Here is a 25,102-nt window from a genome sequence, read left to right as displayed (position 1 = left end):
GTGTTCGAATGCTATGCACACATCATTGCATATGGGGTGGACACTCACGCTTAACTTGCATGAACCATTAGCCTCTGTGTTCGAACGCTCACGCTAACGAGCAGGTCAGCTGGCTCAAAAAGTACATTCTTCGAACGGTGCCTTAACCGAAGACACCTGACGTGTAGGCAGCAACGGCGCCGCCGACCGCAGCCGTGATAACGCCAAGCGCGATCAACCAGTTCAGCGTGTTGCCCAGCTCGTAACCGCGAGCAGCGTCCCATTTCATAGAGCTGCCGAGCACGGCATTTGCGGAGTGGTTTTGCTCGAACTTGCCGGCGTTGGCGGCTACGCGGTCCTCAAGAAACTGATCGTCGTTGATGTCCAGGCCGTAAATCGCCTCGATGAGGGGAGCGATGTGCCCCATGCGCACGGCCTCCTCCCATTTCTGCCGCAGTTCCTCGTCGGTCGCGGTGCTGGAGTTCTCCTGGATGTAGGACGGCGAGCTGAACTCCAACATCGGCTTGATGGAACTCGTGTCGTCAACGGGGCGGTTGACCTGGGCGTCGGCAGGCGTAGCAAGGCTAAGCGTGAGAGAGACGGCGGCGGCGGATGCGATAGCTGTGCGGAGGATGCGCTTCATACTGCGAAGCCTAAAACCCCACAGGCTTTTTAGCAGCGCATTAACGCGTTGTTCACCCGAGCACCAGGTTCAGCCGACCACCACATTCACCAGCAGCATGTACACGGCGGTGCCGGTGAGGATGGAGAGGCCGGCACTGCGTCGCCAAGCGTGGAGGGCAAGGGTGACCGCGCCCGCGAGGAGAGCAGGCACGAGCCCGCCGGGGGCATCCAGCGCGCTAGCCAGCGTGTACACGACAAGCACGGTCATGACGCCGACCGGCATCGTCGCACCGAGGAACTCAATCAGCGCGCTGCCCTTGAGCACGCGCAGAAACGCGAAGGGGAGCGCGCGCAGCAACACCGTCACCACTGCGACGGGCACCAGGACGGCTGCGACCATGGTGAGGGTCACGCCGTCGGGAAGCCCCAAAGAATCACCCATTATGTGTTCCCTCGCAGCTCAAGGCGCTTATCGACGCCCGGAAACCCGTACCGCAGCAACAGCACCACGAAGTAGGCTGACAACCCCGCCATGAGAATCGCCGACGGGGCGAGCACGGCCACGAGCACTGCGATCCCGGCGGCGGTCAGAGGCAGGGAGAAGTCGCGGTTGGATTGGAACGCCTCGTACGTCAACACGATGAACAGGGCGGTCAGGGCGAAGTCCATTCCCTGCACGCTGTCCGGAATGACCTGCCCGACGAGCGCGCCAATGATGCCGGGGATGACCCACATCGCTTGGCAGCAGGCTTGGATGGCCAGGACGTGCCGGCCGGTGAGTTCGGAGTGGGGGGTGGTGGAGGTGATGGCGTAGGACTCGTCGGTAAGCGAATAGGTGCTGTAGGCCTTGCCGGCGGGACTGTCGATGAGATGGCGGGGGAACGTGAGGCCGTAGAAAATGTGCCGGAAGTTCACCATGAAGCCGGTGACTGTGGCTGAGAGCGGCCCAACGCCACTGGCGACCATCTGCACGGCGAGAAATTCCATCGAGCCGGCGTAAATGACGATGGAGAAGATCGGCGTCCACCACCAGGCGAAACCGGCCTGTGTCATGACCAGGCCGAATGCGAGACCGAGCGGAATGAGCCCAAGGCCCACTACCCACAGATTGCGCATCTAGTTGTCTTCTGGGTTCGCGGGGAACGTGGAGAACAATGGCAGCGGCATCGGCTGGCGGCGCATGACATCGCTGTACAGGTCGGTGTTCGCGGGGGCGATGACGTCGCTCGGCAGGGCGGGCGCGACGTACCAGTCGCCGCGTTCGATCTCCTCGTCGAGCTGGCCGGGCTCCCACTCGGCGTAACCGGCGAAAAGGCGCATGCCCTCAAGCAAACCCTCGACGGTTTCCGGCTCTGTGCGCAGGTCAACGTGCACGAGGCGGTTGGCCAGGCGGGTGAACTCGGGGTGATCGTCGATCACCGTGCCGGACTTGGTCACGCCGACACCGATCGCCGCCTGCGGGCCGACGGGGCCGCCGATGTAGAGCGCCTGCGGATTGGCCACCTCGGGAAGCCATTCGGGCAGGACATTGTGGACGGCGACGTCGCTGCGCCGGTTGAGCACCGCGCCGAAGGAGTGGGTCGCGGTGTGCTCGATGACAAGGACGATGGAGCGGACGAATTCGTCGGAAAGCATGCCCGGCGCCGCGACCAGCAACATGCCCGGCCCCGGCTCTTCGCGCTCGAGGGCGGTGAACAATCTATCCGCGTAGAAAAACTCAGCCATTTTCTGCCTCCCACCACGCCTTGAGCTTTGCGACGGCCTCATCACGGCCCAGTTCACCGTGTTCCAAGCGGAGATCCTTCATGTATTTCCACGCCTTGCCCACCTGCGGGCCGGGTTCGAGGCCCAAGATCTCCATGATCTCATTGCCGTCCAGGTCCGGGCGCACGCGAGCGAGATCCTCCTTGGCAGCGAGGTCCGCGATGCGCTCCTCGAGATGGTCGTAGGTGCGCTGGAGACGCGCCGCCTTCTTCGGGTTACGCGTCGTGCAGTCCGCTCGGACGAGTTTGTGCAGGCGGGGGAGAAGGTCTCCCGCATCGGTCACGTAGCGGCGCACGGCGGAATCGGTCCACTGACCTTCCCCGAAACCGTGGAAGCGCATGTGCAGGTAGACCAGCTGACCCACGTCCTCGATGACGTGCTTCGGGTACTTCAGTTTGCGCATCCGCTTGCGCGTCAGCTTCGCACCGACAACCTCGTGGTGGTGGAAGGACACCCCTCCGCCCGGCTTGGCCTCGCGGGTGTCCGGCTTGCCGATGTCATGCATGAGCGCCGCCCAACGCAGCTTCAGGTCCGGTCCTTCTTCTTCCAGCTCGGTGGCCTGGCGCAGCACAGTCAGCGAGTGAGCGTAGACGTCTTTGTGCTGCATGTGCTCGTCGCGCTCGAGCTTGAGCGCCGGGATCTCCGGCAGCACGTGGTCGGCCAGGCCCGTCTCCACGAGCAGGTCAATGCCCTCCCACGGCTGCACGCCGAGCATGAGCTTGTCCAGTTCCGCCTGCACGCGCTCGACGGTGATGCGGCCTATTTCTTCCGCCATGTCCGTCATCGCACGCTTCACCCGCGGCGAGACGTGAAACCCCAGCTGGGAGACGAACCGGGCCGCCCGGAGCATGCGCAGCGGGTCATCGCGGAAGCTGACCTCCGGCTCCTGCGGGGTGTCCAGGACGTGGTTCAGCAGGTCTTTCAGGCCGTCGACGGGGTCGTGGAAATCCAGCGCGAGTGAATCCTCGCCGTCGGCGACAAGGAGCTCGATCGCCATTGCATTCACGCGAAAGTCGCGGCGCACCAGATCGTCGTCAATCGCGTCGCCGAAGGTGACTTCGGGGTTGCGTGTGACGCCGTCGTACAGATCAGCGCGGAAGGTGGTGATCTCCACCTGCTGGCCGTCCTTGACTGTCGACACGGTTCCGAATTCGATACCGGTGTCCCACACGGCCTCGCCCCAGCCGCTCAAGATGGCTTTGATGACGTCGGGGCGTGCGGACGTCGTAAAGTCCAGGTCATTGCCGAGTCGGCCGAGCATCGCGTCGCGCACCGGGCCGCCGACCAAGTAAAGGGACTCGCCCCGGTCGTGGAATTCCCGCACCAGCGATGTGAGCAGGCCTTCAAGCTCGCGCACCGCTGTTTCCGCCCGGGCGAGCAGCCCGATGAAGGCTGTGGAATCGCCCTTCTCGGGAAAATTGAAAAGCCCGGCAGGGTCGGTGTGGTTCTCGCTCGCGGTCCTCGGGGTCACGGCCATAACCATACTTGGGGTGGTCTCAAGTTCCATATATAAGTCGTGGGCGGATACGATCTGATCTCATGGCTGACTCTCCGAATCCCCCGAAGCGCAGGCGGCGCCGGCGCGGGTCGAGTCATGCCCAAAAGGGGGAGCAGAAGCAATCCCAAAAACGACAACAAAAGCACCAGAAGCAACCCCAAAAATCCCAGAAACAACAGCCGAACAAGCGTCGCCGCAAGCAGCGCCCCCAGAACTACCGCAAGCCGCACACCAGCCAGTACACGACGGACCACAAGATGGAGACCCGGGACGAAACGTCCGCGGGCGGTTTGGTGGTCTCCGGCATGGCGGAAGCAGTGGCTGCGGACGGCAGTGTGGACCTGAGCAGGATTTATGTCGCGCTGATCGGGCGCCTTGACCGCCGCGGCCGCCTGCTGTGGTCGATGCCGAAGGGCCATGTGGAGCCCGGTGAGCACCAGTGGGACACGGCCCGCCGCGAGGTGTGGGAAGAAACCGGCATTTACGGCGAGCCCTTCGAGGACCTCGGCCTGATCGATTACTGGTTCGTGTCTGACGGCGTGCGCATTCACAAGACCGTGCACCATAACTTGTTGCGCTATGTCGACGGGGTGCTTAACGACGAAGACCCAGAAGTCACCGAAGTCGCCTGGGTCCCCGTCAGCGAGCTGATGGAGCACCTGGCGTATGCCGACGAACGCAAGCTGGCCCGCATCGCCTTCGACAAAATGCCAGCATTAGCGCGTGCCGAGAAACGTGCCGGAAGGATCACGCCGCGGTGATGAAGGCACGGATCTGCGCAGTCGTGGCAGCAGCAGTGGTGGCAGTCTGTGCTTCCCCCGCGCACGCCGACCTGCCGGTGCCGATGGATCCGCAAAACTCGGCCGTGGCCTCGCAGTGGGTCAATCCGCAGATTCGCGCGAGCGACGGCAGCGAGAACATCACGCTCTCGCTTGTCGACGCTCCCTCTACCGCCGATTCCGGCTCCACCGTCGACGCGATTGTGCGGGTGCGTAACGACGGCGATGAGCAGATGGACAACCTCACGGTGACTCCCCGGCGCGGACCTGTCTCCGGGTCTGTCTCCGATGCCCAGGTAGCAACGATTGCGGCGCCGGGGGAGTACACGGTCGCCGGTGACACGGTCGAGGTGCCGAACCTGTCCGCAGGGGAGGAAGCCGAAATCACCGTGCAGGTGGATGTCTCGGACCAACCGCTCGCGGCGACGTTCCCGATCATGGTCGTGCTGGAGCAGGAAGGCACCCACTTAGATAGCGAGCGCTGGCACATGGCCGTGCGGGGTGATCTGCCCGAGGAGCAGACTCCCGCGGGTGTCTCGGTGCTCTACCCGGTGAGCGCACCGGTGGACATTGTGCCGGGGGAGACCGGCGAAGCTCCGAACAGCCCGCCGTTGATTCTGGCCTCCGAGCAGCTCGCGGATCAGCTCGAACCTGGGGGGCGCCTGGATCAGTTGATCGAGACGTACGCGGAGACCACCGACGACACTGGCGTCGCTGACGCCACGTGTCTCGCTCTCGACCCCGCGCTGGTGGACACAGTGGACCGAATGGCGCAGGGGTACAAGGTCGACGACGATCGCCCATCCCCGGGCCGCCAACGCCAGCGCCTGCGCGATTCTTGGGGCCGTGAGGACGCGGCCTTCATGGATGCCGCGCCGGGCCGGGGCGCAGAGGATGCTGCTGCCTGGCTAGAGAAGGTCAAGGCCGCGAGCGCGTCTGGCTGCACGGTGGCACTGCCCTGGGCGAATGCTGACTTGAACGCCATCGCCCGCACCGGTGATAGGTGGCTCATGCGCGAGGCCGTCGAGCGCGGGCCCTTCACCTTGGGCCGCGTGCTGGGTACTCCCATCGTGCAGAACATAGTGGTGCCTGGCGCGGGCTACCTCACCCCGGAGTCTGCGCCGGCGATGGGCTGGGCGGACCACAGCAGGTCGACGGTGCCGCAGGTCGGCATGCAGAGCGCGTGGGAAAACGAGCAGGCTGAAACGCAAGACGGGCCCGGCGGCAAGATCGAGGGCGACCAGCAGACCACGCTGGACACCCCGACGTTGCCCAGCACTGAGGATGTCGCGGCGCCGGAACCGTCCAAGCCGGTGCGCGTGCTCGTGGCGGACAACACCGTGCCGGGGGAGCGCTTCGCCACCGCCACACCCGGTGTGGTGACGGTGGGCTTTGATGATGCGCTGGCCAGTACGCTTGCTGCGACCGGCAGCCACCCGGAGACCACCGGTTACTCCCAGGAGAAGCTGCGCTACGACTACTCGATGGATTCGGTGGCGGCGCGCGATCTCACTGCGGCATCGGCTATCGCGACGGCAGCGCGCACGGCGGGGGAGGAGCCGGTGCTCGTCAATCCGCCGGCGGCGTGGGATGCGTCGACAGCACAGCAAGTCATGGGTACCGTGGGGGAGCTGATGAGCTCCCGCATAGCCGAGCCGATGCCACTCGAGGAGTACACGCGCCCTCCGGAGCAGATTGATCAGGCGGGCCTGGAGGCACTCGGCACGCCGTACAACGACCCGACTGTGTACTCCGACACGGAGATCCTCAACGCGGGCCAGCAGGCGCGCTACATCGACGACCTCACATCCATCCTGGCCAACGAGAACAACATCGCTCTGACCCGCTACGGTTACACCCTCCCGCTGCGGTTGGATCTGCTCGCCGCGCTGCCGGTCACGCACCGCCGTTCTCTGACCTACTACTCGGATGCGGAGTTGCGCACCCGCACGCGGCTCAATGGGGGGCGGGATACGTTGGGGGCGATCAAGTCGTCGATAAGCTTGATCCCGCCGGGGAATGTGTACACGCGCACGTCGGAATCCTCGCCGCTGCTCATTGTCGCGGAGAACGGGCTGCCGCTGCCTGTCGACGCGTCGATTCTGTATCAGGGGCCCCCCGACGCGAAGCTGAATACTCCGGCGGAGTTCCGCATCCCGGCGCGCGGTTCGCTCACCCTCCAGATGACGGCGGACCTGCCGCAGAACAATAAGCGCACTGACCTGCAGCTGTACCTCTCCACGCCGGATAATCGGCCGATTTCTCAGCCGGTGAACATCGCTGTGCAGACGGCCGGCGGGGCGCTTGCCACCCGGATCCTCGTCGCCGGGCTGGCGGTGCTGTTCGCGTTGGCGGTTCTTTTCCAACTCGGGAAACGGCGGAGAGAGCACTAGGATTGAGACCCCTATGGAGAAAGCTGAAACTTCGGACCGCTCCGTCGTAAGGTCCACTGGCTCAATGGCAGTGGCGACGCTGATGTCGCGCATCACCGGCTTCATCCGCACGGTGATGATCACATCGGCGCTCGGCGGCGCGGTGGCGTCGGCATTCATCTCGGCGAACACGCTGCCGAACATGGTCACGGAGATTGTGCTCGGCTCGGTGCTCACCGCCTTGGTGGTGCCGGTGCTGGTGCGCGCGGAGAAAGAGGATCCGGACCACGGCGCCTCCTTCATCCGGCGGCTGTTCACGCTGACGTTCACGCTCGTGACTGTCGCCACGGTAATCACGCTCGTCGGTGCACCACTGCTGACACGGCTGATGCTCGATGGCGACGGCCAGGTCAACGTCGTTCAGGCCACCTCGTTCGCGTATCTGCTCTTGCCGCAGATCATGTTCTACGGCTTGTTCTCACTGTTCATGGCGGTGTTGAACACGAAGGAAGTGTTCCGCCCCGGCGCGTGGGCGCCGGTGGCGAACAACGTGGTGACCATCACAGTCATGGCGCTCTACATGCTGGTGCCGGGGTCCATTCACCCGGACGACCCGACACCTGTCACCGATCCGCACGTATTGTTGTTAGGCCTCGGCACCACGTTCGGCGTGGTGGTCCAGTGCCTGATCATGCTGCCGGCGCTCAGGCGCACCGGCGTCGACCTGCGGCTCGAGTGGGGCATCGACGACAGGTTGAAGCAGTTCGGCGGGATGGCGTTGGCCATCATCACCTACGTGGCCATTTCGCAGCTCGGCTACATCATCAATAACCGCATCGCCTCGAGCGTCCACGAATCCGCGCCGATCATTTACGCGAACCACTGGCTGCTGCTGCAAGTGCCCTACGGCATCATCGGTGTGACGCTGCTGACGGCGATCATGCCGCGGCTGAGCCGCAACGCCGCCGACGGCGATGACCAAGCCGTCGTCCGCGACCTGACACTCGGCACGAAGCTGACGTTCATCGCGATCATCCCGATCATCATGTTCATGACGGCGCTGGGCCCCGACATCGGCACCGCCCTGTTCCGTTACGGCAACTTCAGTTCCGAGGACGCCCGCACCCTGGGCCTGACGCTGAGTTTCTCCGCGTTCGCCCTCATCCCGTACGCGCTGGTGATGCTGCACCTGCGCGTTTTCTACGCCCGCGAGGAGGCGTGGACGCCGACGTTCATCATCGCCGGCATCACCTTCACCAAGGTGGTTCTGGCGTTGCTGGCTCCGTTCGCGGCGACGCGCCCCGATCAGGTGGTGGTGCTGCTCGGCGCCGCCAACGGCTTCGGCTTTGTCGCTGGCGCTGTCATTGGCTCTTTCCTGCTGCGCAGCAAGCTCGGATCGCTGGGCACAGGAGAAGTCCTCAAGACCTCCGCATGGGCAGCGGCTGCTGGGCTGGTCGGTGTCGGGGCGGTCTTCGCCGTGCGCTCGGTAGTGCGCATGGTCTCGCCCGAGCGCAGCTCCGTGGGCATGCTCATCGAGATCGCCGTTCTGGGCATCATCTTCGTCGCCGTCACCGCTGTGGTCCTGTCCTTCTCCAACCTGCCGGAGGTAGAGACGGTCATGCAGCGCTTCAAGCGCAGCACTCCGGTGGAGGAGTCCGCGCCGGCTCTATCCACCTTCATGCTGGAGGACACTTTCAATGCGTCCCCGGTCCCGCCGCCGATGTCCGCCGGTGTCGTCCGCGGGCCGCGCCTGATCCCGGGTGCCGCGGTGTCCGACGGGCGTTTCCGTCTGCTGAAGGACCACGGTGCCGCCACCGGCGCCCGCTTCTGGCAGGCCCGGGAGCAACGGACCGGCCGGATGGTGGCGCTGACGTTCGTGGACACGTGCGGTGCGGCACCGCTTGCTCCTGTCGCTCCGCGCCAGGCTGCTATCGACGCCGCCGGTGTCTCCCACCGCACCCACCGCCTGCGCGAACTCCAGCTGCCCGGTGTGGCACCGATCATGGAGGCGATTCCGTACCGCATGGGCTGCCTTGTGGTCTCGGACTGGGTACCGGGGTCGTCCCTCAAGGCCGTGGCCGAGTCGGGCGCCCCGCTGCTCGAGCAGGCAGTCGACGACGCAATGGTGCCGCTGAATCAGTCCGTGGCCTTCGCGCACCAGCACGGCGTCCCCCTTGGCCTGGACAACCGCGACCGCATGCGCGTGACTGAAGACGGCGCCATCGTCCTAGCGTTCCCCGCCGTCCTGCCGGGCGCGGACCTTGATTCCGATAACGCCGCCCTGGGCTTCGCGGAGGACCTGCTGCACAACCTCTCTGGCGAGGGACCTGGCGAGACCGTGCAGGTGCCAGTGGAGCAAGAGATCGATACACCACCGGTGCGCGGTTTCGGCGAGCGCGGTCTCGGCGCATTCGGCATCACGGCTCTGGTGGCGGTAGCAATCAGCGCGGTCCTCATCGTCGCCCTGTTGACCACGTACATCCTCAGCCAGTTCCGCGACGAGCCGGACAACCCGGTGCGCGACGTGGCTACCGAGTCCGGCCCGGTAAGCCAGGCGCAGTCGCTTCCGGTTTTCATCGCCCCGCTGACGGTGGAGCCGGAGAATTTCGCCCCGCTTGTCGACGGCGACGGCGCCACCACCGCCACCGTCACCCCCGGACAGAAGTTCACGATCACCACGGATGGCCCCTTCATCGCCGATCAGCTGATCTTCCACACCGAGCCCGGCCCTGGGCTGGAGTACACCATCTACGGTCTTGCCGGAGGCAACCGCGAGGTTCTCGCAGAGGGCACGCTCACCAGTGGCCCGCAGCATACCGTCGACATCACCGACAACCCGACGCTCAACGGGCTGGAGATCGCTTTCACGGGTGCGGATGGCACGGCGGTTGCGGTGCAGGAGGTCAGCGTCGTCGGCAAGCGTGCGTTGCACACTGGAGTGCGCAACAACTAAGTGCGTACAGGTGCGCGCGCGTGCCACAATCGGGGTGCAGCACAGGGGGATCAATCGGGGGGACACCATGCATGCACAGCACTACAGCGACAAAGCGCTGGTGGCGGCCTATCTTGCGGGGGATCAGCGCGCGTTCACGATGATCGTGCAGCGCCACCGCCGCCAAATGTGGGCGCTCGCGCTGCGCTACACCCGCAATGAGCATGACGCGCAGGATGTCATGCAGGACGCACTGCTCAAAGCAGCAGTGAAGATGGAGACGTACCGCGGCGAATCGGGCCTGGGGACGTGGCTGTGCCGCCTCGTGCTCAACGCAGGCTACGACCATTTCAAGCGCGCGGACAACAAGCGCCGCCACGTGAGCATCGACGACGACGAGAAGATCAGCCCCGACACCAACCGGGCTCTGTCCCATGAACCGCTGACGCACCTCGACCGCAGGCTCGCGCTCATGCAGGTGCTGGGCAAGCTTCCTGCCGCGAACCGTTCTGCGCTGCTGCTTATCGACGTCGCAGGCCTGTCCATCAACCACGCCGCCCGCGAGCTCGGCGTGCGCCCCGGGACAGTGAAGTCCCGCAGGTACCGTGCCCGGGACATGCTGCTGCAGATGATCGATGAGGACGTGAATCTTGTTAGTTAGGATCACTTGACCTAAGCACTACACTGACAGCCATGACTGAGCCGCAGATCCCCAACATTCCCTCCGCCAACGCGCTTGGCGCGTTCGCTCCGGAGACCGCGACGACTGAGCCGATGCAGGAGGCCGCTGCCACGTCTGCCAACCCGGACGAGGTGCAGGAGGTCATTGTCATCGGATCCGGCCCGGCCGGGTACACCGCTGCGCTGTACACCGCCCGCGCCGACCTGAAACCGCTGGTCTTTGAAGGCTACGAGTTCGGCGGTGAGCTGATGAACACCACCGAGGTGGAGAACTACCCCGGTTTTGAAAACGGCATCATGGGCCCGGACCTGATGATGGAAATGCGTGCACAGGCAGAGCGCTTCGGCGCGGATCTGCGCGCTGAGATGGTTGACCGCGTCGAGCTGGACGGCGACATCAAGAAGGTCCACGTGGCCGATGAGGTCTACTCCGCCAAGGCCATCATCTTGGCCACCGGCGCGGCTCCGCGCCACCTGGGCATCCCGGGTGAGCAGGAGCTAACCGGCCGCGGCGTGTCCACGTGCGCGACGTGCGACGGCTTCTTCTTCAAGGACCAGCACATTGCTGTCGTCGGCGGCGGCGACTCGGCAATGGAGGAGGCGACCTTCCTCACCCGCTTCGGCTCGAAGGTGACCATCATTCACCGCCGCGAGGAGTTTCGCGCCTCCCAGATCATGCTCGACCGTGCGAAGGAGAATGAGAAGATCGAGTTCCTCCTCAACTCCGTCGTGGAAGAGGTCATTGAGGACGGCGGCAAGGTCGCTGGCCTGCGCATCAAGGACACTGTCACCGGCGAGGAGTCCACGTTGGACGCCACCGCGATGTTCGTCGCGATCGGCCACGACCCGCGCTCCGGTTTCCTGAACGGCCAGGTGGATACCGACGAGGGCGGGTACGTCATCGTCGATCAGCCGAGCACCAAGACGTCGGTGCCGGGCGTGTTCGCCGCCGGCGACTTGGTGGACAACTACTACCGTCAGGCCATCACCGCCGCCGGCTCCGGCTGCCGCGCGGCGATCGACGCCGAGCACTACTTGGAGGCCCTCTCATGACAGCGATCAACGTCACACAATCCACGTTCAAGTCTGAGGTCGTCGAGTCCGACATCCCGGTCCTGGTGGACTTTTGGGCCGAATGGTGCGGCCCGTGCAAGAAATTGTCTCCGCTTCTCGATGAGATCGCAGAAGAGATGGACGGGCAGATCAAGGTGGCCAAAGTCAACGTCGATCAGGAGCGTCTCCTGGGGGCGATGTTCCAGGTCATGTCCATCCCTAACGTCATGATCTTCTCCGGCGGCGAGAAGGTCGACGAGTTCGTCGGCCTGGTACCGAAGCAAGAGATCGTATCCCGGGTGCGCAACCACCTCTGAGCCATTCCGGACCAATAGCAGTACTATGAGACTGTCCATTTGGCCGACTGTCTGAAAGGTGAGAAGTGTTGCGTATTTATCGGGTGGGTGACTCCAGCGCGCGCGTCGCCGAAGTCCGCTCGACCCTCGCACGCTTGGGGTTGCTCCCCGGCTTTGAGGGTGACGTGGGCGAGTGGAATCGCCGCAGCTTCTCCCAGGCAGAGATGCTTTTCGACGATGAATTGGCCCAAACCCTCAAAGCCTTCCAGCAATCCCGCGGCATTTTGCCCTCCGGTGAGATCGACGAGATCACACTGCGGGAGCTGCGCCACGCCTCCTACACGCTGGGCGCGCGCGTCCTGTCGTACCAGCCGACCCAGATCATGGTCGGCGACGATGTCGGCCAACTGCAGAAGCAGCTGCAGGAGTTGGGCTTCTACTCGGGGCGTATCGACGGTCACTTCGGCCCCGACACCCACGCGGCCCTGCAGGATTACCAAATCAACTACGGCATTCAGGACGACGGGATCTGCGGCCCGGAGACCATGCATGCCCTGAGCTTGCTCGGCCGCCGCATCACCGGCGGGTCCACCCAGGCCATCCGCGAGCGCGAGGTGGTCCGCCTTGCCGGTCCGCGTTTGGCGGGGAAGAGGGTGGTGATCGACCCGGATATAGACGTCGATAAGCATGCCGTCGTGCAGGGGCCCTACGGTGAGATCTCTGAAGAGGACATTCTCTGGGACCTGGCGTCGCGCGTGGAGGCGCGGATGATCGCCGCCGGCATGGAGACGATCATGTCGCGCCCGCGCGGGGACAACCCGTCGCCGAAGGCGCGCGCGGACCTGGCCAACAGTTTCGACGCTGACCTGGTGATCTCGCTGCAGCTGGACCGCTACCAGAACGAGAAGGCCAATGGTGTGGCCACGTTCTACTTCGGTTCGGAGCTGGGCGCCTCGTCGATGACGGGGGAGACCCTGTCTGGCTACATCCAGCGCGAGATTGTCGCCCGCACCCCGCTGGGCAACTGCTTCAACCACGGACGCACGTGGGAGCTGCTGCGCATGACGCAGATGCCGTCCGTCGCCGTGGTGGCGGGCTACCTGACCAACCCGCACGACGTGGCCGTGGTGACGGACCCGACGCAGCGCGACGCGATCGCCGAGGCCATCGTTGTCGCCGTGAAGCGCCTTTACCTGCTGGAACAGGATACCCAGCCGACGGGCACCTTCACGTTCACGGAACTGCTGCGTCAGGAACGCGCGTGAGCATCCGCGACGAGGTCGAGGATGTCTTCGATGATGTGATCGAAGAGATCCATCCGGAGATCTTCAACGACCCCGATTTCCTCGCCCGGCACGACACCCCGGTGCTGTATGTTCACGGCATTCATAGCCGGGCATCGGCGTTTCGGCGCCAAGGGCAGTTTCTGCGCGAGAACGGCTACTGGGTGTGGTCCTTTGACTACGGGAAGATGCGCCTCCCCGGCCTGTACGGAGTAGGCCCGTTCTCGGACCTCATCGCGGAGCTGTCCGACAACATTGACACGGTGCTCGAGGCGACCGGGGCGAAACAGGTCGATCTCATCGCGCACTCGCAGGGCGGCAACGTCGCGGCGCATTACGTGTCCAACAACCGGCACGAGGAGCACATCAAGGTCCGCCGCGTGGTCACCATGGGCACGCCCTTTTACGGCACGGACTTCAGTGGCTGGGTGCCGCGCGTGCCGTGGTGGATTATCAACCTGCTCGGCGGCCCGGGCGCGAAGGAGCAGCTGCAAGGCGTCAACGCTCCGGTGACGGATCCGCGGGTGGTGTACACCTCGCTGTACTCCCGGGCGGACACGTGGGCGACGCCACACAGTTCGTCTTTCCTGACGTCCGACAACGGGGCAGATGTCGCAGTCAAAGCCATTCCCAGCGGCCCGAAGCACCCGCTCATGCCGCGGGATATGGAGATCGCGGAGCTGACTAAATGGGGGCTTGAGCGAGAAGCTCAGCAATCTCGGCCTCACTGAGCAGCCCCTGTTCCGGCGGCAGCTCTAGGCGCAGCCGCGGAATGACAGGGTGGTCGGCGACGATCTTGAACCCTGCCGACTCGAGCACCTCCACCGGCATCAGACCGATCTGCTCCGCGTGCTCGACGATAGTCTTGCACATCCCGGTCAGTTCGTGCGTGAAATCCGCCTTCACCCCGAATGCTTCGACCGCGGGGAGGCCGCGGGAAGTGAGGGCGACCACTGCGGCGTCGACAAGCACTGCCTCCCAGCCGATGCCCGCGAAGGCTGCGTCGATATGCAAGCTGGTCAGGCAGTACGCGTCGGCGGAGACAGGCGCGGTGGGTAGGCGCACAGCCCCAGGAGCGGCCGAAGGCGGGCACATCAGCAAGGTGGCATGCGCCCGCTTATCGACGATCGAAAACCCAGCCGTCTTATGCTCGTACACCAACGCGAGCAACCAGGCCGACTTGTCCATCTGGGAGTCGATGCCCTGGTAGTTCTCGCTGAGCGGGTCGAGTTCCCAGAACACGCTGCGCGCGGCCTGCGGATGCAGGTTACTCAGCGTGGACGAGGTGAGCGCGACAACGCTGGCCCGGGGCAGGCTCATGCTCCCTCGATAAGCCCCATAATGCGCTCGAAGTCATCGCGGTCGCCGAACTCGACGACGATCTTGCCTTTCCGCTTGCCCATGGTGACGGAGACTTTGGTGTCCCATTCGTCAGCAAGGCGCTCGGCGGCCTGGGAGAGGAACTCCGGCTGCGGTGCTGGCTCGCGCTTGGTCTTTTCGGGCATCACGCCGTTCTTGTTCAACAGCGTGACGGCTTCCTCCGTGGCGCGGACGGACAGACCTTCAGCAACGATGCGGTCGGCGAGCTGCTCCTGAGCCTCCGGGCCCACCTTGACGCCCAGCAGCGCGCGGGCGTGGCCGGCGCTCAACACACCGGCGGCGACGCGGCGCTGCACCGGCACCGGCAGGTTGAGCAAACGGATCGAGTTGGTGATCACGGGGCGGGAACGGCCCAGCCGATCAGCGAGCTGCTCCTGGGTGACACCGAACTCCTCGAGCAACTGCTGGTAGGCAGCGGCCTCTTCCAGCGGGTTGAGCTGAACACGGTGAATGTTCTCCAGGAGAGCGTCGCGCAGCATGTCCTGATCGGACGTGTCGCGCACAATCGCGGGGATGCGCTTAAGCCCCGCCTTGGAGGAGGCGCGCCAGCGGCGCTCACCCATGATGAGCTCATAACCGTCCGACGCCGGACGGACGACGATCGGCTGCAGCAGGCCGAACTCCTTGATGGAGTGAACCAGCTCGGCGAGCTCATCCTCGTCGAAGACGCTGCGGGGCTGCTTCGCGTTGGGGAAGATGTCCCCGATGGGGATCTCCTGGTAGCTCGCACCGATCGAGTCAGCCACCGTCGCCGTCGGGGCGACTTGGGCGGGGATGCTCGGCGCACCCTTGACCTTCTTCGGGGCGGGCTTCTTGCCGATGATCACATCGGCCGCACCGTCACCCAGCGGACCGGTCTTCTGGTGGTGGTCCGCGTTAGACGGGATGAGCGCGGCGAGGCCTTTGCCCAGACCGCCCTTGTTGTTCTTCTTCGGTTGCTCTGCCATGGTTTAGTCCTCCTCACCCAACTCCGCGGCAATTTCCGGGCTGACACCAATCGGGCCCGTGCTGGAATGCGGCTGGTAGTCGCCGCGGGTGGCCAGCTCCATCGCCGCGTCGAAATAGGCCAACGCTCCACGTGAACCAGGGTCGTATTCAATGACCGACTGGCCGAAGCCGGGCGCCTCCGACACCTTCACCGAGCGCGGGATGACATTGCGCAGCACCACATCGCCGAACTGGCCGCGGACTTCATCCACCACCTGCTCTGCGAGCTTCGTGCGCCCGTCGTACATAGTCAGCAGCACCGCTGAGATGTGCAGGTTCGGGTTGAGCGCCTGGCGGATCATTGAGATGTTGTTCAGCAGCTGACCCACGCCCTCGAGCGCGTAGTACTCGCACTGGATCGGGATGAGCACCTCGTCGACCGCGTTCATCGCGTTGATGGTCAGCAGGCCCAGCGACGGCGGGCAGTCCACGAAGACGTAGTCGAAGTCATGCTCCTCCAGGAAGCCTCCGCGCAACGCATCTGCCAAGCGGTACTCGCGGCGAACCAGGCTGACCAGCTCGATTTCGGCGCCGGCTAAGTCAATGGTCGCCGGGATGCACCACAGGTTCTCGTTGTCACTGGAACGCTGCAGAGCTTCCTCCGCAGGCGCATCGCCAATGAGGAGCTCGTAGCTGGAGGTCTCACCATCGCGGTGCGCAGCCCCGAGCGCGGTGGACGCGTTGCCCTGCGGGTCCAAATCAATCACCAGCACCTTGCGGCCCATCCGCGCCAACGAGGCAGCCAGATTCACCGAGGTGGTGGTTTTACCCACCCCGCCCTTCTGGTTGGCCACGGTGAACACGCGCGGGCGCTCCGGCTTCGGCACGGAGGCGCTGTTCGAGTTCATCTGCGCGGCGCGCTGAGCGGCTGCGCCGATCGGAGTGTCATCCCACATGCTTGACAGAGTACTAACTGGACCGGACAATGCGGATCATGGTTGTGGGTTGCTCCAGAACACCCTCACCAACAGTGAAAATATCGGCATCCACGCCGCCGGCTTTCGCGATCTGTTTCGCGTCGCGTTCGAGTTCCTCGCTTACCGACGCCCCCTTCATCGCCACCATCGCACCTCCCGGGCACACCAACGGAAGCGACCAGGACGCCAATTTGCCCAGGGGGGCGACAGCGCGGGATGTCACAGCGTCGAAAAGCATCTTTTTCTGCTCTTCTGCACGACCGCGAATGACCGTGACGTTGGTCAGATCGAGCTCCGCAACGACCTCGCTGAGGTAGCTGGAGCGCTTCAGTAGCGGCTCGATCAGGGTGATGTCCAAATCGGGGCGCGCAATGGCCAGCGGGATGCCGGGAAGGCCGGCACCAGAGCCGATGTCCGCGATGCGCTGGCCTTCCTTGAAGGCCTCGCCAATCACGGCGCAGTTGAAGATGTGCCGGTCCCACAGACGGGGAACTTCCTTCGGGCCAATGAAGCCGCGCTCCGCGGCAGTCGTGGCCAGCGAGTCGTGGTACGCCTGCGCCAACGGCAGACGGTCCCCGAAGATCTCCGCTGCGACGTCAGGCACCCTACTTCCCCTTCTTCTTTTTCTTCTTGCTCTTGTTGTTCTTGCTCAGCTCGTTCTGGATTTGCTGGCGGGTCTTCTGTTCCGACTGTGGTTCCGGTTGCTCTTCCGGCTCAGTCACACCTTCCGGGTGGTTCGTGTTCGCGTTGGTGCGCGCCTGGTTCTGTGCGTCCTTGGCGCGCTGCTTCTTGGAACGGTTATCCACCTTGCGCGCGCCGACCTGCGGGGCAGAAGCACGACGCGCTTCGCGCTTGGCCTCTTCCTCAGCAGCCTCTTCTTTGTCCATCTTGTCGAAGACGAGCTTGGTCTGCACCAGCGTCCACACGTTGTTGGACACCATGTAGGTCAGCAGACCGATGTGCCACAGGAAGCCGGTGAACAGCAGGGTTGCCGGCAGGAACCACAGCATCATGCCGTTCATGGTCTTCATCTGCGTCTCCATCATCTCCGGAGACAGCGGGCCGTCCTGGGACGGCTTCTTGCCGCGCAGCTCATCCTCGGCCTTCTTCTTGGCCATGCGCTTGCGCTGACGGGACATGCTCAGACGGGCGTTGAGGTGGGTCATCACCACACAGATGAGCACCAGCGGCAGAGCCACCATGATGATGTTCATGCGGGTGAAGTCCACCGGGGCGAAGGCCGCGAACTGCTCCTCCGGCATGGACATGTAAGACGACAGCGGGATACCGAAGATGCGGGCATCCAGGAAGGACTGCACGTCTTCGGGGGAGAAGATGTAGTTCGCCGTGTTGCGGTTCTGCTCGATGGACATGCCCAGACCGCCGGCACCAGTACCGGTGCGGTTGAACGAGCGCAGCACGTGGAACAGACCAATGAACACCGGCAGCTGAACCAGCGGAACAATGCAGCTGGCCAGCGGGTTCATCTTGGCTTCCTTGTAGACCTTCTGGGTCTCCATAGCCATCTTCTGCTGGTCGTTTTTGTACTTCGCGCGGATCTCTTGCAGCTGCGGCTGCAGCTCCTGCATCTTCCGGCCGGCGCGCAGCTGGTTGACCATCGGCTTGACCAGGAAGATACGGATGGTGAACGTCAGGAAGACAATGGCCAGCAGCCACGAGGCGCCCGAGTCCGGCGAGAAGATGTATCCGAAAATCTTGTGCCAGAACCACAGCACCGCTGAGATAGGCCAATAAATGAAATTCAGCACAGGTCCAACTAACTCCTGGATCTCAAAAACTACGTCAGCGGTACGGGGTCGTATCCGCCCGGGTGCCACGGCCCGCACTTGCACACACGGGCAACGGCCAGCAAACTCCCTCTGCCTGCTCCATGCCGCGACACCGCCTCTAAGGCGTAGGCGCTGCACGTCGGCTCGAAGCGGCACGTCGAAACCATCTTAAGGGGAGAAACCCACTTTTGGTAAAGCCGCACCGCGCCCACGAGTGCGGAACCCACAGGTCCGCGGGGGGCCGGAATGGCTTCGCCATCGGTGTTGTAGTAGCTCACGTCAGGCGCCCCCGCTTAGATTTCTTGTGCGCGCGGGGGAGGGCGGAGGAGACGTCATCAAGCAACTGCTTGCTCGTGGCCTCCGCTGCTGGCGGCAGGGCGCGCACCACAATGTCCACCTCGCGCGGGAGCTCACTGATGAACCCCGCCAGCACGTGGCGCAGACGCCGCGAAACGCTATGGCGCGTGACCGCGTTGCCCACTTGTTTAGAAACAACTAACCCGAACCGCGGCCCGCCAGTGATGACAGGATCGGTTCGGGTGTAGTAGTGCACCACCACGGTGCGGGTACCAGCGCGCCCGGCTTTGCGCATGACCGTGCGGAAGTCCGCCGATGATGCGAGTTTGTGGGCGCGCGGGAGCACGGTTTACGCGCTGAGCTTGGAACGGCCCTTCTTGCGGCGTGCGGAAACGATGGCGCGGCCGGCGCGGGTGTTCATGCGGGTACGGAAGCCGTGCTTGCGTGCACGACGACGGTTGTTGGGCTGGAAAGTCCGCTTAGGCACGGGTTTACTCCTTGACGTTGCGGCCGCGGGCCCACCGGGGAAGAAGCGGCCAAAGATGGAACTTCAGTGAGAGCGTGCGCATGAAACCCGGTGGTGGAAGCGCAGTGGTCCTCTCACGCACATCCGTCGGGCAACGCCCTGGATGCGACAGACCTAAACAGGATACGGCAGCTGCACGGGGTGACACAAATCGCTGTAGACACAGCTAATTCCCAGCAAACAGGGGTTTTCAGCGGGGGTGACGCTTCCCGCTTCAAGCTACCCCCGAAATAACATGGCTGTAGTTATCCACAGGGGAGCTGGCGACACGCCGACGCTTACTGCGGAAGAGGAGAAGCGAACGTAACGCTGCACCCCGGATCGCCCGATGTAGAAAGTAAACGATTGGGCCATTTGTAGACATCGGGGCTGAACGGAGGGTAAACAGTTCTATCGCCACAACTTCATTGAACAGGAAGCTTCTCCCTGTGGATAAATCTCAAGGAAACCTTAAGGTTCAACGCGGTAACTTATGTTTCTGGCAGGTCAAACCATATTTCTCTTAGGAAAGTGAATTCCACAGCGAGGAGCCTAACTTGTGGAAAAGCTCCGTTGGGGCAAATCCCACACCTGTGGATAACGTTGTGGAGTACAAGGTAGAAGCGATGTTCATATCTGAACGGGATGTGAATAGGCCAGTGGATGATATGCAGTCCAATCATCCATCATCATTCATTGGCTGAGGCATATTTAAGGGAGAAGTAGGCGAGCATGGCATTCGATCAGCAGGCGCTCGACGCGCTGTGGCAAGACGTTGTCAACGAACTTCTCAACCTTTCAGAGCGACCCAACTCACCCGTACCCACATTCACACCGGGCGACCGAGCGTATCTGCGCCTCGTGCGCCCCGTCATGCTTGTCGACGGCTACTGCATCCTCTCCGTCCCGCACTCCGCAGCGAAAAACGTGGTGGAAAATCAGCTCGGCCCTTATATTGTCGAGATTCTCACCCACCACTTGAACCGGCCGTGCAATATTGCGGTCTCCGTCGACGCAGCGGCTCCAGAGCCTGCACCCGAGCCTGAACCGCCTGTGCAGCACACGGCACCGAACCCGACGCCGTGGTTCCCGACCTATTCTGAGCAGGCACGACAATTCCCAGCTCCGATAGCAGGGGAGCAGTTGCCGATGGGCCTGGACGAGCTGGCGCGCATCCACGCGCAGCAGCAAGAACAGCACGCCATTGAAGAATCGGCGCGCCAACAGGCTGCACACCCGGTTGTGGAGGTGCCGCAGCGCATTCAACGCGAAAAGCCCGCGCACGATCCGAACCGCGAGACATCGCTGAACCCGAAGTACACCTTCGAGAACTTCGTCATCGGTTCTTCCAACCGTTTCGCCAACGGCGCCGCTGTCGCCGTCGCCGAGAATCCGGCCCGTGCCTACAACCCGCTGTTCATCTGGGGCGGTTCCGGCCTGGGCAAGACGCACCTGCTGCACGCCGCCGGAAACTATTCGCGCGTGCTGCAACCTGACTTGCGCATTAAATACGTCTCATCGGAAGAGTTCACCAACGACTACATCAACTCTGTCCGCGATGACCGCCAAGAATCGTTCAAGCGCCGGTACCGCGATCTGGACATCCTCATGGTCGATGACATCCAGTTCTTGGAAGGTAAGGAAGGTACTCAGGAAGAGTTCTTCCACACCTTCAATGCGCTGCACCAAGCGAACAAGCAGATCATTTTGTCGTCTGACCGTCCGCCGAAGCAGTTGACCACGCTGGAAGACCGTTTGCGCACGCGCTTTGAGGGCGGTCTGATTACAGATGTCCAGCCACCGGACCTGGAAACGCGCATTGCCATTCTGATGAAGAAGGCAGCTGCCGACGGCACCCAGGTCGACGATGAAGTACTGGAGCTCATCGCGTCGAAGTTCGAGTCGTCGATCCGCGAGCTCGAAGGTGCGCTGATTAGGGTGTCGGCGTACTCCTCACTGATCAAGGAGCCGATCACGCTCGACGTTGCCCAGATCGCCCTGCGTGACATCCTCCCGGATGAAGGCGACATCAAGATCACTGCCACCACCATCAAAGAGGTAGCCGCGGAGTACTTCCGTGTGTCCTTGGACAAGCTCACCGGCGCCGGCAAAACTCGCACGGTCGCGCATGCCCGCCAGCTAGCTATGTATCTGTGCCGAGAGCTGACTGATTTGTCACTACCGAAGATCGGCCAAGAGTTCGGCGGCAAGGACCACACGACAGTGATGTACGCCGACCGGAAGATCCGGAAAGAAATGACGGAGAACCGCGAGACGTACGACGAAATCCAGGAGCTCACGCAGATCATCAAGACGCGAGTCCGCTCACAATAAACTTTCCACACAGTTTTCCACCCCAGTTTGCACCCGCAAGCTGGGGTCTTTCTTTTATCCACAGAGTTATTCACAGCTGTGTAATTCCATGGGTGTAATTAGCCCGGGCGCCCGTGTGATGTTGGTCTCCAATGCTCAATTCACAGGCCTCGACCGAATCACACGCCCCGGTGGATAACGTGTGGGATATCAGGGGCGAAGCGGTGGAAAACGTGTGGTTCGCTGTGCACACAAAAAGCGGCCGATCTTTTGTCCACAAGGAATCGGGGTTTCCCACACGAATTCCACACCCGTCACCCACACGCCGATTCGGCCGACATTCTTGGCATTTGCCCGTTCATCCACAGACTGCACAACACTTACTGTTCTTCCCGGGTTTTTTCTTAGTACTTAAACCAAGAGAAAGAGAGGGTGTGCACAACGCCCGCCGCCGCCCCGCACGACCTGCTTTCACGAATCACAAAAGCCCGTGCCCTTTTTGTTGCAGCGGGCAGGTCAGTCGGTAGGCTGAATGACCAGTTGGCACTCAAGGCCCTAACGCGGCCCGAACGCAGCAGCAACAAGGAGCAGGCAAGCATGGACACCCAGGCAGACGTGAACGTGTCATTCCGCGTCCACAAAGATGACCTCTCGGATGCGGTGGCATGGGTTGCACGCAACCTGCCCACGAAAAACACCCAGCCTGTGCTGCGCGCTGTCGTGATCACAGCGGATGACAATGGTTTGGAATTCGCCGGCTTCGACTACGAGGTTTCTACCCGCGTGCGCATCGCCGCAGAGGTGGACCAGCCTGGTCGCGTCGCCGTAGCCGGCAAGCTCATGGCCGACATTGTTTCCAACATGCCGGCGAAGCCGCTCGATGTTTCTGTTGCCGATAACCAGCGTCTTCTTCTCCAGGGCGGCTCCGCCCGCTTCGAGCTGCCGCTGATGCCGCTCGACGATTACCCGCAGCTGCCGGTCCTGCCCGAGGTCACTGGAACCTTGGACACCACTACGTTTGTCGATGCCATCACCCAGGTCGCTTCTGCTGCCGGCCGCGATGACACGCTGCCGATGCTCACCGGTGTCCACATGGAGGTCTCCGGCAACCGCGTGCAGCTGGCTGCCACCGACCGTTTCCGTTTGGCTTTGCGCTCGCTTGAGTGGGAGCCGAAGGCACCGAACGTCGAGGCGAAGCTGCTCATCCCGGCCAAGACTCTGCTGGATAACGCGCGCACCCTGGACACTCACCTGGAAGAGCCGGTCGAAATCGCCGTCGGCTCGGGCGAGAACGTCGGCGGCGACGGCCTGTTCGGCCTGCACTCTGGCAACCGTGAGACGACCACGCGCATGCTCGACGCCGAGTTCCCGAACATTCAGCCGCTGCTGCCGAAGACCCACACCTCGATGGCTAGTGTCGAGATCGCTCCGCTCATGGAAGCAATCCGCCGCGTCAGCCTGGTCGCCGACCGCAATGCGCAGCTGCGGATGCACTTCCAGCCGGGCGAGGTCACGCTCTTCGCCTCTGGCGCTGAGTCCGGTGAGGCGAGCGAGAGCCTGCAGTGCGCGTTCACCGGTGCAGACGAGCTGCTCATCGCTTTCAACTCCGGCTACCTGCGCGACGGCTTGAACGTCATCCACACCGATCGCGTCGTCTTCGGGTTCACGGAAGCATCCCGCCCGGCGATCATGGTCCCGGAGCCGGATGAGCTGCCGGAAGCTGGCCCGGACGGATCCTTCGAGACTCCAGCGACGAACTTCACGTACCTGCTCATGCCGGTCCGCCTGCCGGGCTAAACCAGGTCCATCACCCGTGTATCTCCGTGAGCTCGACCTACGGGATTTCCGTTCCTGGCCTGAGCTGAACTTGGCGCTCGAGCCTGGGGTCACGGTCTTCTCCGGCCGCAACGGCCACGGCAAGACGAACATCGTCGAGGCCGCGATCTACACCGCGACGCTGGCCAGCCACCGCGTGTCCCAGGATCAGCCGCTCATCCGCACCGGCGCCAACAATGCGCGCATCTCGGCGACTACGGTCAACGACGGCCGCGAACTGACCACCCATCTGCTGATCAAAGCCCGCGAGCAGAACCAGGCGCAGATCAACCGGACCCGTCTGAAGTCCCCGCGCGAGATGCTCGGCGTGCTGCGCACGGTGGTCTTCGCGCCGGAGGATCTTGCCCTGGTCAACGGTGAGCCCGCGGAACGCCGTCGATTCTTAGACACGCTCGCCAGCATCCGCACCCCGCGCTTCGGCGGGGCGAAAGCCGACTACGACAAAGTTCTGCGCCAGCGCAACGCTCTTCTGCGTTCGTCGAATATGGCGCTGCGCCGCGGCTACAACGACGATTCCGGTGCCGCCGCGCTGAGCACCCTGGACGCGTGGGATGCGCAGTTGGCAGCGTTCGGCGCGCAGGTCGTCGCAGGCAGGCGCGTGCTTATCGACGCCCTCAGCAACCCCGTCCACACCTCCTATTCCTCCGTCGCACCCGAATCCCGACCAGCCGCGATCGAGTACTCCTCCACACTGGACAAGGCCGTCACCGAGTTGGCCGGCGAACCCTCCAACGACCCGGCGATCCTGGAGGCTGCCTTTCTCACCGAGCTCGCTCGCCGGCGCCGTGATGAAATCGATCGCGGGACCACGCTCGTTGGCCCGCACCGCGACGACCTGTTGCTCACGCTCGGCGACCAACCGGCGAAGGGATACGCTTCCCACGGCGAGACCTGGTCGTTCGCCCTCGCACTGCACCTGGCTGAGTACGCGTTGCTGTCGGAAGACGGCGTGGATCCCGTGCTCATTCTCGACGACGTTTTCGCTGAGCTGGACGCGAAGCGCCGTGAACGGTTGGTGGCTGTCGCACAGCAAGCGGAGCAAGTGCTCATTACCGCTGCGGTCGGCGATGACCTGCCCGACAACCTCGATGAGCATGTCGCCGCCCGCTACTCGGTGGTGATGGAAGACGGGATCTCGCGGTTGGAGGAGTCGTGACCGACAACCAGGAACCAGTCGACTTGGTCACTGCGACGTTCCAGAACCTGCGCGCTACGGCTAAGCGCCGCAACGGAAAGGTCCCCAATCTGGCGAAGGCGCAGAAGGTGGTGCCGACGCGCTCACTCGGCAAGGGTGACGGGCCCACACCAGTCGTCCCCGGATTAGACCTGACACACGAGACCAGGAAACCGCGGAGTTTTCGCGGCCGGCCCACCGGTGCGGATGGTCGCGCGCTGCCGCGGTCGTATGAGGTGTCGGGGTTCGCGTCGTTAGTAAAAAAGGAGATTGAGCAGCGCGATTGGACGGAATCCATCGCGCACGGCTGGGTGATGGGCAATTGGGAGGAGCTCGTCGGCGCGAAGATCGCGCAGCACACCGAGGTCACCATGATCAAAGACGGCGAAGTCTTCGTCGCGTGCGACCAAACGGCGTGGGCGACGAACCTGAAGTACATGCAGTCGACGGTCCTGGCCAAGATCGCAGAGAAGATCGGGCCGGGTGTGGTGACCAAACTGCATGTGTTCCCTCCGAAGACGAAGAACTGGCGCTACGGGCCGCTGCATGTCAAGGGCCGCGGTCCAAGAGATACCTATGGATAAGTGTGAACGATTCGGTGCCCCGTTTTTCGCCACCTGGGGTTTCTCCGACGCATTCCCT

Annotated in this window: 24 protein-coding genes and 1 pseudogene; 12 read left to right on the top strand and 13 right to left on the bottom strand. The window is 63.4% G+C overall.

The window, feature by feature from the left end; genetic code table 11:
• Window positions 1-142: 142 nt before the first annotated feature.
• The 5 genes from KBX19_RS02445 to KBX19_RS02425 form a co-directional block, all read right to left on the bottom strand.
• Window positions 143-622 (bottom strand): hypothetical protein, encoded by a 480-nt coding sequence (locus KBX19_RS02445; protein WP_255994625.1) that lies wholly within the window; start codon window positions 620-622, stop codon window positions 143-145.
• Window positions 623-691: 69 nt separating this feature from the next.
• The gene (locus KBX19_RS02440) at window positions 692-1,045 is read right to left on the bottom strand and encodes a branched-chain amino acid transporter permease (protein ID WP_005287748.1); all 354 of its coding nucleotides are present in this window, start codon (window positions 1,043-1,045) and stop codon (window positions 692-694) included.
• Complete coding sequence (locus tag KBX19_RS02435; protein WP_005287747.1) at window positions 1,045-1,719, bottom strand: AzlC family ABC transporter permease; 675 nt, start codon at window positions 1,717-1,719, stop codon at window positions 1,045-1,047. The genes KBX19_RS02440 and KBX19_RS02435 overlap by 1 nt, the downstream gene beginning before the upstream one ends.
• On the bottom strand, window positions 1,720-2,328 hold the full coding sequence (locus KBX19_RS02430) for a YqgE/AlgH family protein (protein WP_005287744.1): 609 nt from the start codon (window positions 2,326-2,328) through the stop codon (window positions 1,720-1,722).
• Window positions 2,321-3,844 carry a CCA tRNA nucleotidyltransferase gene (locus tag KBX19_RS02425; protein ID WP_255994627.1) on the bottom strand — a complete coding sequence of 508 codons (1,524 nt, stop codon included), beginning with the start codon at window positions 3,842-3,844 and terminating at the stop codon, window positions 2,321-2,323. The genes KBX19_RS02430 and KBX19_RS02425 overlap by 8 nt, the downstream gene beginning before the upstream one ends.
• Window positions 3,845-3,906: 62 nt before the next feature.
• Here KBX19_RS02425 and KBX19_RS02420 point away from each other — a divergent pair, with 62 nt between their 5' ends.
• The 8 genes and pseudogenes from KBX19_RS02420 to KBX19_RS02385 all read left to right on the top strand — a co-directional run bounded on the left by KBX19_RS02420 (window position 3,907) and on the right by KBX19_RS02385 (window position 13,992).
• Window positions 3,907-4,626, top strand: a complete 720-nt coding sequence (locus tag KBX19_RS02420; RefSeq protein ID WP_255994628.1) for an NUDIX hydrolase — start codon at window positions 3,907-3,909, stop codon at window positions 4,624-4,626.
• Window positions 4,626-7,037 (top strand): DUF6049 family protein, encoded by a 2,412-nt coding sequence (locus KBX19_RS02415; protein WP_255994629.1) that lies wholly within the window; start codon window positions 4,626-4,628, stop codon window positions 7,035-7,037. The genes KBX19_RS02420 and KBX19_RS02415 overlap by 1 nt, the downstream gene beginning before the upstream one ends.
• Before the next feature lie 13 nt (window positions 7,038-7,050).
• A pseudogene (murJ, locus tag KBX19_RS02410) lies at window positions 7,051-9,372 on the top strand (murein biosynthesis integral membrane protein MurJ); the annotation flags it as partial.
• A gap of 664 nt (window positions 9,373-10,036) precedes the next feature.
• Window positions 10,037-10,609, top strand: coding sequence for a sigma-70 family RNA polymerase sigma factor (locus KBX19_RS02405; protein WP_255994631.1), 573 nt, complete (start codon window positions 10,037-10,039; stop codon window positions 10,607-10,609).
• Window positions 10,610-10,722: 113 nt separating this feature from the next.
• Window positions 10,723-11,682, top strand: coding sequence for a thioredoxin-disulfide reductase (trxB, locus tag KBX19_RS02400; RefSeq protein ID WP_255994740.1), 960 nt, complete (start codon window positions 10,723-10,725; stop codon window positions 11,680-11,682).
• A complete protein-coding gene (gene trxA, locus KBX19_RS02395; protein WP_005287722.1) occupies window positions 11,679-11,999 on the top strand; it encodes a thioredoxin in 321 nt (106 codons plus the stop codon). Before trxB ends, trxA begins: the two co-directional genes overlap by 4 nt.
• Window positions 12,000-12,064: 65 nt before the next feature.
• Window positions 12,065-13,243: an N-acetylmuramoyl-L-alanine amidase gene (locus KBX19_RS02390; protein ID WP_255994632.1), complete on the top strand. Its 1,179-nt coding sequence runs from the start codon at window positions 12,065-12,067 to the stop codon at window positions 13,241-13,243.
• A complete protein-coding gene (locus KBX19_RS02385; protein ID WP_255997244.1) occupies window positions 13,240-13,992 on the top strand; it encodes an alpha/beta fold hydrolase in 753 nt (250 codons plus the stop codon). The genes KBX19_RS02390 and KBX19_RS02385 overlap by 4 nt, the downstream gene beginning before the upstream one ends.
• Here KBX19_RS02385 and KBX19_RS02380 read toward each other — a convergent pair.
• Genes KBX19_RS02380 through rpmH form a run of 8 tightly spaced genes read right to left on the bottom strand, consistent with a single transcriptional unit; the run spans window position 13,946 to window position 19,119 of the window.
• Window positions 13,946-14,581, bottom strand: a complete 636-nt coding sequence (locus tag KBX19_RS02380; protein ID WP_255994634.1) for a hypothetical protein — start codon at window positions 14,579-14,581, stop codon at window positions 13,946-13,948. The two genes, KBX19_RS02385 and KBX19_RS02380, sit on opposite strands and share 47 nt — an antisense overlap.
• Window positions 14,578-15,588: a ParB/RepB/Spo0J family partition protein gene (locus KBX19_RS02375; protein WP_255994636.1), complete on the bottom strand. Its 1,011-nt coding sequence runs from the start codon at window positions 15,586-15,588 to the stop codon at window positions 14,578-14,580. The genes KBX19_RS02380 and KBX19_RS02375 overlap by 4 nt, the downstream gene beginning before the upstream one ends.
• Window positions 15,589-15,591: 3 nt before the next feature.
• Window positions 15,592-16,524, bottom strand: coding sequence for a ParA family protein (locus tag KBX19_RS02370; RefSeq protein ID WP_305082889.1), 933 nt, complete (start codon window positions 16,522-16,524; stop codon window positions 15,592-15,594).
• 13 nt (window positions 16,525-16,537) lie between these two features.
• Window positions 16,538-17,149, bottom strand: a complete 612-nt coding sequence (gene rsmG / locus KBX19_RS02365; protein ID WP_255994637.1) for a 16S rRNA (guanine(527)-N(7))-methyltransferase RsmG — start codon at window positions 17,147-17,149, stop codon at window positions 16,538-16,540.
• A gap of 1 nt (window position 17,150) precedes the next feature.
• On the bottom strand, window positions 17,151-18,314 hold the full coding sequence (yidC, locus tag KBX19_RS02360; protein WP_255994638.1) for a membrane protein insertase YidC: 1,164 nt from the start codon (window positions 18,312-18,314) through the stop codon (window positions 17,151-17,153).
• A gap of 29 nt (window positions 18,315-18,343) precedes the next feature.
• Window positions 18,344-18,613, bottom strand: coding sequence for a membrane protein insertion efficiency factor YidD (gene yidD, locus KBX19_RS02355; RefSeq protein WP_156774791.1), 270 nt, complete (start codon window positions 18,611-18,613; stop codon window positions 18,344-18,346).
• The gene (rnpA, locus tag KBX19_RS02350; RefSeq protein ID WP_255994639.1) at window positions 18,610-18,978 is read right to left on the bottom strand and encodes a ribonuclease P protein component; all 369 of its coding nucleotides are present in this window, start codon (window positions 18,976-18,978) and stop codon (window positions 18,610-18,612) included. The genes yidD and rnpA overlap by 4 nt, the downstream gene beginning before the upstream one ends.
• A 3-nt stretch (window positions 18,979-18,981) precedes the next feature.
• Entirely contained in the window at window positions 18,982-19,119 is a 138-nt protein-coding gene (rpmH, locus tag KBX19_RS02345) for a 50S ribosomal protein L34 (protein WP_005287695.1), read from the bottom strand.
• A 750-nt stretch (window positions 19,120-19,869) separates the two neighbouring features.
• Here rpmH and dnaA point away from each other — a divergent pair.
• From dnaA to KBX19_RS02325, 4 genes are all read left to right on the top strand, one after another.
• On the top strand, window positions 19,870-21,471 hold the full coding sequence (dnaA, locus tag KBX19_RS02340; protein ID WP_255994640.1) for a chromosomal replication initiator protein DnaA: 1,602 nt from the start codon (window positions 19,870-19,872) through the stop codon (window positions 21,469-21,471).
• 576 nt (window positions 21,472-22,047) lie between these two features.
• Window positions 22,048-23,247 carry a DNA polymerase III subunit beta gene (dnaN, locus tag KBX19_RS02335; protein WP_255994641.1) on the top strand — a complete coding sequence of 400 codons (1,200 nt, stop codon included), beginning with the start codon at window positions 22,048-22,050 and terminating at the stop codon, window positions 23,245-23,247.
• A gap of 16 nt (window positions 23,248-23,263) precedes the next feature.
• Complete coding sequence (gene recF / locus KBX19_RS02330; RefSeq protein ID WP_255994642.1) at window positions 23,264-24,442, top strand: DNA replication/repair protein RecF; 1,179 nt, start codon at window positions 23,264-23,266, stop codon at window positions 24,440-24,442.
• Complete coding sequence (locus KBX19_RS02325; RefSeq protein WP_255994643.1) at window positions 24,439-25,044, top strand: DciA family protein; 606 nt, start codon at window positions 24,439-24,441, stop codon at window positions 25,042-25,044. The genes recF and KBX19_RS02325 overlap by 4 nt, the downstream gene beginning before the upstream one ends.
• Window positions 25,045-25,102: the final 58 nt, after the last annotated feature.

The sequence above is a fragment of the Corynebacterium sp. CCUG 71335 genome, from assembly GCF_024454075.1.
In the GTDB taxonomy this organism is placed as follows: Bacteria; Actinomycetota; Actinomycetes; order Mycobacteriales; family Mycobacteriaceae; genus Corynebacterium; species Corynebacterium genitalium.
Note: the sequence above shows the minus strand (reverse complement) of the source record. Positions and strands in the feature narration are given on the sequence as shown.